Consider the following 13,963-nt stretch of genomic DNA (forward strand, 5'->3'; position numbering starts at 1 on the left):
ATGTCTATCAAAGAAAAAGCGAGGCTGCTCTCGTACAAACTTAAATCTCGAGTTGTAGTAACAACTTTGGGCTTTTTAGCGCTTGCCTTATTGATATGGTTTGGCGGCCCACTCATTGCCATCGCCGGTGCCGTTCCTTTGGCTTCAGCAGCATGGCGGTTAGTGTTAATTTTATCCATTGTCGTCGTGTGGCTGCTAGTGACTTGGTCGAAACGAGTCAAACAGAACAAACGCAATGAACAAATGGCCAATGAGCTCATTGATGGAGATGCTGACGCCAACAGTGATGTGAACGAGGAAATCGACACACTGAAAAAGCGTATGAGTGATGCCATTGATACGCTGAAAACCGCAAAGCTATACAAAAACCAAAATGTATACCAGTTGCCTTGGTATATTATGATTGGCCCACCGGGTTCAGGTAAAACCACTGCTATTAACAACTCAGGTCTTGATTACCCACTGCGTGAGTCCATGGGTATCGACATGATCCAAGGGGTTGGCGGTACTCGCAACTGTGATTGGTGGTTCACCAATAAAGCCGTGCTCATTGATACCGCTGGACGCTATACCACACAAGACAGTCATGCCCGACATGATGCTCGTGCATGGCAAGGTTTTTTGGGGTTATTACGTAAAAACAGACCATTACGCCCCATCAACGGCGTAGTTATTTCCATGGGCATTAGCGAATTAATGCACCAGACCAAGACCGAACGAAATCTTCACGCCCGCGCCATTAAACAGCGTTTGCAGGAACTGCAAAACCAGCTTGGTATGTCGTTTCCTGTGTACGTTATTTTGTCGAAAGCTGATTTGATTGCAGGCTTTAATGAATACTTTGAGTATTTAACTGAAGAAGAAGCAGAACAAGTTCTAGGTGTCACCTTTGAATTGAATACAGCGGATAATGAACAAGCACCGGTGAATCACTTTAACCGGGAATTCCATGCGCTTATTTCTAACCTTGCAGCCAAGCTCAACCAACGCTTGATGCATGAGCGCGACCCGAAACGTCGTGGCATTATTTTTGAGTTTCCTCGTCAATTGCGTGTACTGCAGGGCATCGCCGACACCTTCCTAAAGGAAATTTTCACCCCTAACGCCTACGAGCAGCTGCCTATTTTACGGGGCGTTTACCTAACCAGTGCGACACAAGAAGGTGTACCTGAAGATTTATTGGCCCATAAGAAAGGTTACAGTGCTAACACAGGCGGTGAAAGTAGCCGCGCCTTCTTCATTAAGCGACTATTAGAGGAAGTGGTCTTTCCGGAGCAAAACTTAGCCTCAACTAACCGCCACCACGATAAACAGAACAAGTGGATGCGTATTGGTGCAATATCTACCGCCGCTTGTGCCACTTTAGCGCTGAGTATTAGCTGGTACCTTAGTTACTCATGGAACAAAGAACTCATCAAGTCAACGCAAGGCGCTATTGATGAGTACCAGCTTCTCACGGCTGGTGGGCTGAACGGACAAACCGATTTACTCACTCTCACAAAAGCGCTAAACCGCCTGCGTGATCTGCCTGCAGGATATAGCGACCATATTCCGCTCGCAGACCCATCAGCCGTAGGCTATGACAAAGGCAGCGATCTGAAACAACCATCGGTTGAGGCCTATAAGCGCGCACTATTCGCGCACCTCGCGCCTTATATGGGCGAAGCGATGACCACAGAGATGAGTGAGCACAAAGAACACTTAGGGTATCTGTATGAAACCTTACGCGCTTATCTTATGCTGTATATGCCAGAACGCTTTAAGGCCGAAGATATTCAGGCTTGGTTCGCCGCGTACATTGAGCGCGAGATGCCGGGCGATGCATATATTGCCGACCGACAAGCTCTTAACTCTCACATTGCAACGCTCTTAGCTGAAGGCTTTGAAGGTGTCGACCAAGACCTTGCTGCGGTTAAAAATGCCCGTGTAGAGCTGACTAAACTCCCCTTGGTTGATCGCGCCTACCAACGCCTAAAGACCGACTTTATCGACTCTAGCGTGGCCGACTTCAAACTCAGTGATGTGATCAGCTACAACAGTATGTATGCGTTTAGCTTTAAAAGTGGTCGCGACATAAACACAGGGATTCCAGGGCTCTATACCCACAGTGGTTTCCATGGCATTTTTAACATTGAGAAGAAGAAACTATTAAGCAACTTACTGCATGATAGTTGGGTGTATGGTGATAATCTCAGTGAAGTCGGTGACGATGCCAAAGCACGTATAGAGAAAGACTTAGAGTATCGTTATTTCCGCGACTATATCTACTACTGGGAAGAGTTTTTAGATGACTTAACGCTGCGCCCTTACAGCACCACAGAAGAAGGTGTGCGCGTTACAGAAATACTTTCTGGTCCAGAAGCACCCATTAAGAATATTCTTGCTGCCGTGCAAAAAAATGTCGCGCTCACCAAGATGCCGGTGTCAAAAAACCAAAAAGCAGCTGCGGCTGTAGCGGCTAATGCCGCCGATGTGGCAATGCAAAGCAAGACATCGCGATTAAAGCGCTTACTGCCCAATGAAATGCCAGATATTGAGATGCAACTCCCTGGGGCTGAAGTGGAACAAGCCTTTACAAAAATCCTCGAGGTTGACCCGGATTCGCTAGAAGATATCCAAACCAACTTGCGTAGCCTTAATCGCTATCTTGATAAGCTCGCCAATGGCGATCAGCAAAAGCTAAGCTTTAAAACTAAGGTCGCCAGTAATACCGACCCGAAATTTATTGCGACATTGCGCTCACAAAGCCGCTCTCTGCCCTACCCGTTTGATAACTGGCTAGAAGGCATGACTCACAATGCCGATCGCATTACCAAGGCAAGCGCTAATCAGCACTTAAATGAGATTTGGCGCTCGCAAGTGGTTCGTGAGTACCGAGTTGCCATTGCCGATCGCTATCCGTTTAACCCTATTTCTTCGCAAGAAGTACGGATGCGTGATTTCAGCCGCTTCTTCGGCCCAGATGGTACATTGGATAAATTCTTCAAGCGCTACCTCGCGGCTAATGTTGATACCAGTACCTCTCCGTGGCGCTTTGAGCGTGATATCGGTGTTAGTCAACGCAGCCTAGCGATGTTTGAGCAGGCCTCGAAAATTCGCCAAGCATTTTTCAGCGGAGGCAGTGATAAGCCCAGCCTACAGTTCGGGTTGAAACCTATCTCACTGGACAAAAAGGTCAGTAACTTCCGCTTAGAAATAGACGGGCAAGCGCTTAACTATCGTCATGGGCCGCTGCGTGTAGTCAATATGACCTGGCCAGGGGACAGTGCAGAAAGTGAAACACGCATCGTGTTTACGCCACCAGAGGGCGGGCGCTCAACGAATACCACCTACTCGGGTGAATGGTCACTGTTCAGAATGCTTGACGATATGAGCCAGAAACGTCCAGAAACTAAGGATGATCATCAGTTACATATCGCTTTAAGCGGTAACGAAGCTAAAGTGCAACTGCTACCTAGTAGCACCATTCACCCATTTTGGAGTGCCAACATAGAGAGTTTCAGATGTCCGACCAAGCTGTAAATATGGGCTATTGCGGAAAGGTCCCCTCCCGTGGGGACTTTATTGCGCATCAACTTGAGCGTAGTTTTCAGGTACCTTGGAACGAGTGGTTACAATCAGTGGTGGCGGTAAGTAAAGAGCAGCTTGGTGATATGTGGACTGAGCGTTACCTCACCTCCCCAGTGTGGCACTTTGCCTTATCAAGTGGTGCCTGTGGCGCTAATGCCATGTGTGGCTCGTTTATTCCCAGTGTTGATGCGGTTGGGCGTCACTTCCCGTTTACCGTCGCTGCCATTACCAATAGTAAGCCGCTGGATTGTTACAACAATGACTTTGCAACGCAAGAGTACGAAGATGCGGTGCTCAATGTGCTAGAGGATTCGGTTGATTTGCCCAGTTGGTTTAAATCAGTTAATGAGCAATATCAGCAACCTAAAGCAGACATTGAAGAGCTTTTGCTGACGCGCTCTGGCGATCCTAGCAAAGAGTCGTTAAGCGTCATGCTGGCTCCCAGTGCGGACGCTAACACCTTATTACACAATTTACTGAGCTCACGGTATGCGAACTATTGTCTATGGTGGACACATGGTTCCTGCTTGGTTGAGCCTTGCTTGCTGGTTACGCCCGGATTACCGGCGATAAGCCAATTTTCCGCCATGCTTGATGGACGATGGCAGCACTGGGATTGGAACCATAGTCAAAAATTAGACAGGGAAACTGCATGAGTATTACCAGTTACGCGCAGAGCCACCGTGGTGTAGTGCGAGAGATAAATGAGGATGCGTTAGTTGAGCTTCCACAGCACAATGTTTGGGTCGTCGCCGACGGTATGGGCGGCCACGCCGCTGGCGATTATGCCAGTCAGCTGGTTGTTGATGTGTTAAAGCGCCACCTCGATAGTGTGGGTAGTGGCAACGTCAATTGTAACGTCATCATCGCGGCATTAGAGGATGCCAATACTCAGTTGTACCAGCACAGCCAAGAAAATATGGACGGTAAAACCATGGGCTCGACAGCGGTGGTGCTATTTCTTCACGAACAAAGCTATTACTTCGTATGGGTGGGCGATAGTCGCGGCTACCTATTGCGTCGCGACCGACTCGAGCAGCAAACACGTGACCACAGCCAAGTGAATGAGCTAGTCGATGAAGGTGTTATTACCGAAGAACAGGCTGCCGTCCACCCACTGTCGAATGTTATTACTCGCGCTGTAGGTGTAGCCCCCGAAGTACAGCCAGAGGTTATGCAAGGCAAGTTACAAGATAAAGATGTATTCTTACTCTGTAGTGACGGGCTCACTGGAGAAGTCTCTGATCTCGAAATAGAGAGTTCATTATCCCCACTGAATATTATTGATGCCGGCATGGCACTTATGCACTCTGCGCTGGTGCGAGGAGCGAAAGATAATGTCACCTGCATTTTAGTGAAAAATAATGAAAATCATGTACAAGAGACGAATCAGTGCGATCAGGGTGACAAAACCGTACCGCTCTTCTAATATTTAACTATTGCCAAAAGATAAATAATCACATTTGTACTATATAACCTTGTTTTAGGCACACTTATTATTTATCATGCATAAGACGCAACTAAGTTAAGCAATCAAGGGATTTTGAGCGTATATGTCAGGGACCGATCTTTTCGATTTATCACCACTTGTTAACGCTATCAGCGACGAGCAGCCAACCGGGGTAGACCCGCGTGAGGATGTATCGCCAACGTCAACGTACTACACGTTAAAAGACTTACGTAACACGCTGCGCGCGAATGAGCGCAATGCCCTCATTGACGATGAAAGTATTATCGCTGTTGCGCGAGATTGGCGACCCTTACTTGAACAAATCCCCGACGTCCTTTCACAACAGTGTAAGGACTTAGAGCTAGTCGCTTGGTACATAGAAGGGCTTTGTCGCTTACATGGTTTTGCCGGTTTAAGTCATGGCTTTGAACTTGCCGCACAGCTGATCGAATTATATTGGGATACCCTCTACCCCACCCCTGATGAAGATGACATTGAAGAGCGTGTAGCACCGATTGTCGGTCTCAATGGTATTGACAGTGAAGGCGCACTCATCATCCCATTGAAGAGCATCGCCATGACCGAAGGAGTATCTCAAGGTCCATTCTCGTTATGGGAATATGAGCGTGCTGTTGATTTAGAGCGTCTAGATGAAGAAAAGCGAGAGCGCCGAGTTGAAGAAGGTGCGGTATCGCTAGAGCAAATCACGACCGCCGTCAAAGAAACTCCAACCGAGTACTTTGTTGCTCTTGATAAAGAGATTGATGACTGTTTACAGGCTTTCACGCACCTAAGTGAGGCCATGGACGAGAAAGTAGGTTCGCCCCAACCTACCAGCTACATCACTAAGACTCTCGAACAATGTAGAGCTGCTATCAAGCACCTGGCTGGAGATCGTATCGAAGCCGCAAATGCTGTCGATGAACCGGCTGATGATGAGCAAGCAAGCGATGGCGACGCAGCCGATAGCGAAGAACAGAGCACTTCTGGCGGCAGCAAAGACGTTATTCAGGCGAGCATTAACTCACGCCAAGACGCCATAAAACAGCTGCAAAAAATATCCGATTTTTTTCGTAAGACAGAGCCTCATTCGCCCATGTCTTACACCATAGAGCAAGTAATCCGCTGGAGTGAATTAACACTGCCGGAACTACTTAACGAACTGATATCTGACAATGATGCACGCACAGGTTACTTCAAGTTGTCAGGCATCAAAGTCGAAGATAGCGAAACCTAGAATAATCTGAAAGGAGTTCTCGATGAGTATCCATGATAAGTTGAAAAGAGTAAGGAAGCCTCGCGTCCACATTACCTATGATGTCGAAACTGAAGGTGCAGTGGTCAAAAAAGAGCTCCCTTTTGTTGTTGGTGTTGTCGGTGATTTTTCCGGCCACAATAAAGAGGCACTAAAGCCATTAAAAGATCGCCGTTTTATTCAAATTGACCGCGACAACTTTAACGATGTGTTGAAGCGCATGAGCCCAACGTTGAATCTTAAAGTTGATAACACTTTGGCTGATGATGGCTCCGAAATTGGTGTTGATCTAGAGTTTAAATCGCTGTCTGACTTTGAACCCGCAGCCATTGTGAACCAAGTTGACCCGCTGCGTAACCTTATGGACACACGTAACAAGTTACGTGACTTAATGACCAAAGTTGACCGCTCAGAGGAATTAGAAAACATCCTAGAAGACGTGCTGAGCAACACTCAAAACTTGGATAAACTAGCCAAAGAGTTAGACGTTGAGGAGAAAGAATAATGAGCACGGACGTTCAAGAACAACAACAGGAAGGCGTGGAAGAGCAAAGCTTTTCACTGCTAGAGCAGGCAATTGGCGCTACCAAGCAAACTGAAAGCTCACGCGCTCAGGAGCTTATCAAAACCTTAACTGAAGAAGCGCTAAAAGGCACAGTACAGTGGAATAAAAACCTGACTGTCACCTTTAATGAAGCAATTAAAGTCATTGATGAAGCGATTTCTAAGCAGTTGTCGGCCATTATGCACAATGATGAGTTTCAAAAGCTTGAAGGCTCTTGGCGTGGTTTGCACCACTTAGTGAGCAACTCAGAGACCAATGCCACACTCAAAATTCGTGTCATGAGCTTGAAGAAGAAAGAGCTGCATAAAGATCTCTCTAAAGCTGTTGAATTTGACCAGTCGCAAACCTTCAAGAAAATTTACGAGTCTGAATTTGGTACCCCAGGTGGTGAGCCCTATGGTGCTATCGTAGGTGACTACGAGTTTACTAACCACCCAGAAGACATCGAAACTTTAAGCTTGATGTCAAACGTCTCTGCTGCTGGCTTCTGTCCATTTATTTCAGCGTCATCACCTTCACTGTTTGGTTTTGACTCATGGACAGAATTAAGCAAACCGCGCGACCTTGAAAAAGTATTTGAATCGCTAGAATACACCAAGTGGCGCTCATTCCGTGACAGTGATGACTCACGTTTTGTGACGCTTACCATGCCACGTGTGCTAGCGCGTCTACCTTATGGCGAATCGACTAAACCAGTTGAAGAGTTTGGCTACGAAGAATTTGACGTCGATCCATCGACTTCTCGCTCTGGTAATACTGAGCATGATAATTATTGCTGGACCAATGCTGCGTATGCAATGGCAACAAATATGACCCAGGCCTTCTCAAAATACGGCTTCTGTACAGCTATTCGCGGTGCTGAAGGTGGCGGTAAAGTTGAAGGCCTTCCTACACATATTTTCACCAGCGATGACGGCGACCCAGATCTCAAGTGCCCGACAGAAATTGGCATTACTGACCGTCGTGAAGCTGAGTTAAGTAAACTAGGCTTCTTGCCACTGTGTCACTATAAAAACACCGACTATGCTGTGTTCTTTGGTGGTCAAACTTGTCAAAAACCAAAGGTTTACGATAACCCAGACGCAACCGCCAATGCGGCAATTTCTGCTCGCCTACCTTATATGATGGCAACCTCACGTTTTGCCCATTATCTCAAAGTCATGGCGCGCGACAAAATTGGTAGCTTCATGGAAGCAGAAGATGTGGAAATGTGGTTAAACCGTTGGATCCTCAACTATGTCAATGCTTCAGAAGGGGGCGGTCAGGAAATTCGTGCTCGTTACCCACTTGCTGATGCAAAAGTCAGTGTTAAGGAAGTTCCTGGGGCGCCAGGCTCTTATAATGCTGTGGCATGGCTCAAGCCATGGCTACAAATGGAAGAGTTAACCACCTCTTTACGTTTGGTAGCAAAAATTCCAGAGGTGGGCTAAGCCCTCCTCTATACAAACTCAGTATTTTTGCAAAGGATGATGTGAATGAGTGCTGGTGAGTTTTCATTTGTTAGTCAGGATGTGTTCGAGCAGCAGCAGGAATCTGCTTCTCGACGCCTGCCAAATGATGTCTTTATGGAGCGCTTCGTGCGCCAAAAAGATCCGACTCATGCTTTGCTTTTATGGCTTGAGAATGCGCCTAACGCTCCGCTTCAACGCAATAATGAAAAAGTAGTTGCCTACTTAAGTCGCACTATCGCACTGATTGATGAGCTGTTACAAAAGCAGCTCAATATCATCCTTCACCATCCCAAATTTCAAGCGCTTGAGTCCAGTTGGCGTAATATCAAATACCTCACAGAAGAGGCCGAGCAATACGACAAGGATGGTAAGGTCAAAATCAAACTACTTAATTGCAGTTGGCAAACTTTGACCAAAGATGTCAGCAAAGCCATTGATTTCGATCAAAGCGACTTCTTTAAACAAATTTACTCCAACGAGTATGATAATCCAGGCGGTGAACCTTTTGGTGTCATCATCGGAGATTATCGTATTTCTCATAAGCCACGACCCGGCGTCGCTGGCAACGACATCGATACCCTGCAAGAGATAGTGCGCACGTGCGCAGCTGCTTTCTCGCCTTTCATTACCTCTGCAGAAGCGAATATGTTTGGTGTCGATAACTTTTCCGAACTCGGTTTTCACGTTGACTTAAGCTCTCAGTTCGAGCAAATCGAATATATCAAGTGGCGTAAATTGCGTGATATGAATGATTCTCGATTTTTAGGAATTGCCGTACCCCGTGTATTGATGCGCGCTCCCTATGTTGAGGATGGTCAGCGTAGTGAGGGGTTCAAATTTCGTGAGGTGGTTAATAACCCTGATGAGGATAATCTCTGGGGTAATGCCGCTTATCCGTTTGCAGCAACACTTATTCGTGCATTTTGTAGCTCTGGTTGGTTCGGACAAATTCGCGGAATGCAGCCTGGTCAAATAAACCAAGGAGTAGTAACGAACTTGGCGCAGAGCCCGTTTGAAACTGACTTGTACCAAAAACAGCCGAAGCCTCCCGTTGATTTATTGATCACTGACCGAGCCGAAAAAGCACTCTCTGATAGCGGTTTTATCCCTCTCTCGCCACTGAATAAAAGTGGTAACTTGGTGTTTTTCAGTAACTCTTCCGTTCAACAACCGGCCAACTACGATGGTGTTGCTGCACGTATTAACGCCAAGCTGTCCTCGATGATGCAATATATTTTATGTGTTTCGCGCTTTGCTCACTACATCAAGGTGATGGGCCGTGACCGAATTGGTTCTTATGCGACTCCACAAGCCTGTGAGCGAGACCTGCAGTCGTGGATAAATAATTACACCACCGCATCAGACTCTGCGTCTGATGAAGTGCGCTCTCGTTACCCGCTTTCGAGCGCCCGGGTCAATGTTAAGGAACACCAGGCCAAACCTGGACATTATTACTCAGTGATGCAGCTTCAGCCCCACTTTCAGCTAGACCAGATGGTGTCTAGCATCAAGTTAGTGACCGAGCTCTCACCCACTCACTACGAATAAGGCAAATAGACAGGATTACTATGAAGGAAATATTCGATTACATTCAACAAGGCAAGCTACTTGAAGCGATCAGCTACTGTGAGCAACAGTTGAAAGATGATCCCGTGAACTTTGATATACGCAGCCAATTCATAGAGTTGCTTTGCCTTAACAATGAGCTTGAGCGCGCTGATAAACAGCTTGACTACATGGTTCAGAAAAACCCTGATTTTGCTGTTGGCGCTATGAACTTGCGTCAATTAGTACGTGCTGAGCAAGCGCGTCAAGACTTCTATCAAGGCAAAGCTGCACCAAAACTATTTCATGATAATGATGACCTAGATGCTATTTTCTTGGAGCTACGTATCGCCTTAAACGAAGGCGATAGTGATACTGCACAGCGCCTAGCCAAACAGCTCGAAGAGCAGCGTGCCAACCCTACCCTAGCGATCAATGACGCTCCTTGTACTGATTTTAGAGATCTTGATGATAGCCTGAATAACTACATCGAACTGCTCGGCACCAATGGCGAGTTTTACCTCGCTCGCAGTGAAGAAATTCTCAGCATCGAGTTTAAACAACCCGAGTCACTGGTTGAGCATCTTTGGTTACGCGTAGAAATTGATATTAAAGATGGCCCAAGCGGAGAAGCTCATATTCCTGCTATCTACGGTGGTGATAACAATGAAATCGAGCGTTTGGGACAAGCGACAGAATGGCAACAGTTAGGTGACGAGCTGTACATAGGTCGCGGTCTGAAAATGTGGTTTGTTGATGGTGAAGCCGTGGCTATTAATCAAATCACCACGGTGGCTCAACAACCTGAGCAAGCGGCCTAAAGGAATAAACGATGCGCGTTCGCAGTGACCATCAGCTACAAGCTTCTATTTTAGACAGACTCATCGATGATGAGCCTGATAATCAGCTGAGCACTAGCCGTGGAATGGCAATTAATCTAAAGACTCTACGCGCCAGTGTGCGCCGAGACTTAGAAGCGTTGCTGAACGCGCGGATCCATTGGCATACGTGGCCAAGACAGTATGAAGAGCTTGCCACCTCAGTGTTGACCTACGGCTTGCCTGATTTTTCAAACATGCCTGTTAGCAGCACCGAAGGCCGAGAGCTACTGTGCCAAAAAGTGCGCGACACGATTTTACGCTTCGAACCTCGCTTTATTGAGGTCGAAGTAAGCTGCCTAGAAGATGACTTGCCGCTGGATAGAATCATGCGTTTGCGCATCAATGCGCTGCTTTGGGCAGAGCCAGAACCAGAGCTCATTAGTTTTGACTCAGAAGTGGAACCGATTAATTTGGGAATGACAGTCCAAGAGACCAGCTTATGAATGACGAATTACTAAAGTATTATAATCGTGAACTGGCCTATATTCGTCATATGGGGGCCGACTTTGCCGACAAATATCCAAAGATTGCCGGGCGTTTAAAGCTTTCTGAAGAACAGATTGAAGACCCGCATGTATCGCGCTTGGTTGAGTCTTTTGCATTTATGACTGCACAGATCAGGCAAAAACTAGACGACAGCTTCCCAGAATTAACTGACGCCTTGATGGGTCAACTCTACCCTGATTATCAAGCCCCTATCCCGTCAATGTCTGTCATTAAGATGACTACTGAGAACCTTTCAACAACCGGGGTGGTGCTACCGCGCGACAGTGATGTTGAGTCTGATGTTGAAGGTATGAAAACCTGTCACTTTCGCACCTGCTATGACAGTTATTTATGGCCGGTCGAAGTTAATAACGCGCAGTTTAACAACGCCCCTTTTAGTGCTCCGCGCCCAATTTGGTCTACCACTGCCAAGTCTGTAGTAAAAATTGAACTACAGGGTGAATACAAAGAGGTCGGCCTTAAAGAAACCGAATTAAACAAGCTACGGTTTTATATTAATGGTCAGTGGCACCATAGTTTGAGCATTTATGAATTACTCTTTAAAAGTGCTATTGGCTTTGCCATCGAGGCTGAGGGTCATGAAGCTAAATTCTTCTCAACGCGTCACCTCCAAGAGGTCGGTTTTAGCGACCAACATGCCACCATTCCCTACAGCGACAAATCAGCGACTGGCTATCGCCTGTTGGCAGAGAACTTTATTTTCCCTGAGAAGTTTCTATTCTTCGACTTAGAGGATATCAACCAGTTTCTACCTGAAGATAAAGCAAACTGTAATCTTTACATCTACTTCGATGAAAGCTCTCAAGAGCTTGAGAAACAACTCGGTAAGCAACATTTTCAACTCGGCTGCACGCCCATTGTTAACCTGTTTGAACAGGAGCTAGAGCCTGTTCGCGTATCACTCAGCCAGTACGAGTACAAACTGGTACCGCGCTATATGGACGCGGATATCTCAGAAGTGATTCAAGTTGGTGAAGTCAACGCCTACGACCACAAAGATAACAGTTATCAGGTAACACCTTTTTATGGGCAAACTCACCCGGCTTATCGCGATCAAGATCGACTTTTTTGGCATATTCGCCGAGAGTCTGCATATTGGGCTGGCGGCTTCACCGAGCAAGGCACCGACACCTTTTTCAGCTTGGTTGATAGAGAGTTTGAACATTTTGAGCCAGACAGCGAACATGAAAGTTGGTTAGTTACGATAAAAGCACTGTGCAGTAACCGCAACTTACCGGCCAATTTGCCTTTCGGCGGTGATGAACCGCAGATGCTCGTACCAGAGCGTGCGGATATTATAAAGAAAGTCCGTTGTTTAGTTGCTCCCACGCATGCAGTTCGCCCTGAGCTTAGCGATGCTACACGGTGGCAGTTAGTGTCCCACTTGTCTTTGGACTATTTCTCTGGCCCTGATGCGCTTCGCAAGTTAAAAGAAACGTTACGCCTGTATGATTTTAAGAATGCACCTGAATCGAAAGCGCTTATTGACAATATCCATGGTGTCAAGATTGAGATGACCTCGGCGCGGCTTGTGCAAGGTGGGCGTACGTGTTTTGCCAGTGGCAGCGCTATTACGTTGACCTTTGCAAAGGATGACTTTTCCGGCAGCGGCATGTTCTTTTTTGCTTCGGTGTTGGATCATTTCTTCGCGCAATTTGCCGCCATTAATAGTTTTACTCAGTTGCGGATACGGTTTAAGGATCAAGACAGTATCTATCATAGCTGGCCTCCTCGCTCGGGTAAGGTGCCGCTGTTATGAGTATCGATAGCTTATATAAAACCCCCGGCCAATTTGACTTCTATCAAGCGGTGTTTATGTTGCAAAACCGTGCTGGAAGTCGTGGTCAGAAAGTAGGAGCTGATGCCTTACCTAACCAAGAGTTAGTGCGGTTCAAGTCTGTACAGCACTTAGGCTTTCCAGGCTCCCCTGTTGCTAAAGTCAAACCAGTCGCTTGCGAACAAGGCGGACAGTATCATCAAGTGGATGTGACTTTTATGGGGCTCACAGGCCCAAGCGGAGCGCTGCCTCAGCACTACAGTGAACTGGTGCTTTCTCGTATTAAGCAAAAAGACACCACAATGGTGGACTTTTACGACATGTTTAATCATCGCTTAGTGTCTTTGTACTACCGCGCCTGGGAGAAATATCGCCAAGCAATCAATTACTCTACGCATAGTGAGCATTTTGACCCATTTACTCGCGTATTAGGTCACCTCAGTGGCGGCAATGCACCTTACCGTTTGCATATGGCGGGTTTATTTAGCCGCCGAGTGCGCAGCGCGGTACAGCTAGAGCGTTTGCTCACTCACTATTTAGAACTTGATGTCGACGTAAAACAATTTGTCGGTACCTGGCGACCATTAGCGTCATCAGAGCAGACACGCCTAGGGACAAGAGAAAACCCCGAAGGGCAATTTGCTCGCCTTGGCTCTGAGGCTGCGGCCGGTAAATCCGTATGGGATGTAAATAGCGCCATTGATATTACCTTCCATTGTAAAGATAAAGCCAAAGCACGCGCACTGTTACCACAAGGCCCGTTAAATGGGTTACTCAAAGATATGCTCCATAGCTATTTAGGCTATGCCGTCAAAGCTAACATTAATGTAAAAACGCAATTAAAAAACCTACCTGTTATGAGGTTGGGACAACAGTCTTCAGCCTTGGGCCATGGGGGCGTAACCCTCGCTCGGGAACGGGTACTATCGCGTGATGTTTGTATTCAATTACGCGGACAATAA

General features: G+C 46.8%; 11 protein-coding genes. All 11 read left to right on the plus strand.

Going from position 1 to position 13,963, the window contains the following annotated elements:
- The 11 genes from tssM (at nucleotide 1) to tssG (ending at nucleotide 13,963) form a co-directional block, all read left to right on the plus strand.
- Nucleotides 1–3,522, plus strand: coding sequence for a type VI secretion system membrane subunit TssM (gene tssM, locus W04_RS10285; protein ID WP_053910763.1), 3,522 nt, complete (start codon nucleotides 1–3; stop codon nucleotides 3,520–3,522).
- Nucleotides 3,504–4,226 carry a type VI secretion system-associated protein TagF gene (gene tagF / locus W04_RS10290; protein WP_022944419.1) on the plus strand — a complete coding sequence of 241 codons (723 nt, stop codon included), beginning with the start codon at nucleotides 3,504–3,506 and terminating at the stop codon, nucleotides 4,224–4,226. The genes tssM and tagF overlap by 19 nt, the downstream gene beginning before the upstream one ends.
- The gene (locus W04_RS10295) at nucleotides 4,223–4,999 is read left to right on the plus strand and encodes a Stp1/IreP family PP2C-type Ser/Thr phosphatase (RefSeq protein WP_022944420.1); all 777 of its coding nucleotides are present in this window, start codon (nucleotides 4,223–4,225) and stop codon (nucleotides 4,997–4,999) included. Before tagF ends, W04_RS10295 begins: the two co-directional genes overlap by 4 nt.
- 124 nt (nucleotides 5,000–5,123) lie before the next feature.
- Nucleotides 5,124–6,257 carry a type VI secretion system protein TssA gene (tssA, locus tag W04_RS10300; RefSeq protein ID WP_053910764.1) on the plus strand — a complete coding sequence of 378 codons (1,134 nt, stop codon included), beginning with the start codon at nucleotides 5,124–5,126 and terminating at the stop codon, nucleotides 6,255–6,257.
- A gap of 22 nt (nucleotides 6,258–6,279) precedes the next feature.
- Entirely contained in the window at nucleotides 6,280–6,780 is a 501-nt protein-coding gene (gene tssB, locus W04_RS10305) for a type VI secretion system contractile sheath small subunit (protein ID WP_053910765.1), read from the plus strand.
- Entirely contained in the window at nucleotides 6,780–8,270 is a 1,491-nt protein-coding gene (gene tssC, locus W04_RS10310) for a type VI secretion system contractile sheath large subunit (protein WP_053910766.1), read from the plus strand. Before tssB ends, tssC (W04_RS10310) begins: the two co-directional genes overlap by 1 nt.
- Before the next feature lie 45 nt (nucleotides 8,271–8,315).
- Nucleotides 8,316–9,839 (plus strand): type VI secretion system contractile sheath large subunit, encoded by a 1,524-nt coding sequence (gene tssC, locus W04_RS10315; RefSeq protein WP_022944424.1) that lies wholly within the window; start codon nucleotides 8,316–8,318, stop codon nucleotides 9,837–9,839.
- Nucleotides 9,840–9,859: 20 nt separating this feature from the next.
- Nucleotides 9,860–10,657, plus strand: coding sequence for a type VI secretion system accessory protein TagJ (locus W04_RS10320; RefSeq protein ID WP_053910767.1), 798 nt, complete (start codon nucleotides 9,860–9,862; stop codon nucleotides 10,655–10,657).
- Between the two features lie 11 nt (nucleotides 10,658–10,668).
- Complete coding sequence (gene tssE, locus W04_RS10325; RefSeq protein ID WP_045980635.1) at nucleotides 10,669–11,160, plus strand: type VI secretion system baseplate subunit TssE; 492 nt, start codon at nucleotides 10,669–10,671, stop codon at nucleotides 11,158–11,160.
- A complete protein-coding gene (gene tssF, locus W04_RS10330) occupies nucleotides 11,157–12,983 on the plus strand; it encodes a type VI secretion system baseplate subunit TssF (protein WP_053910768.1) in 1,827 nt (608 codons plus the stop codon). The genes tssE and tssF overlap by 4 nt, the downstream gene beginning before the upstream one ends.
- Nucleotides 12,980–13,963, plus strand: a complete 984-nt coding sequence (gene tssG, locus W04_RS10335) for a type VI secretion system baseplate subunit TssG (RefSeq protein WP_052698305.1) — start codon at nucleotides 12,980–12,982, stop codon at nucleotides 13,961–13,963. The genes tssF and tssG overlap by 4 nt, the downstream gene beginning before the upstream one ends.

It is taken from the genome of Pseudoalteromonas sp. SW0106-04 (assembly GCF_001293805.1).
Classification (GTDB): domain Bacteria; phylum Pseudomonadota; class Gammaproteobacteria; order Enterobacterales; family Alteromonadaceae; genus Pseudoalteromonas; species Pseudoalteromonas ruthenica.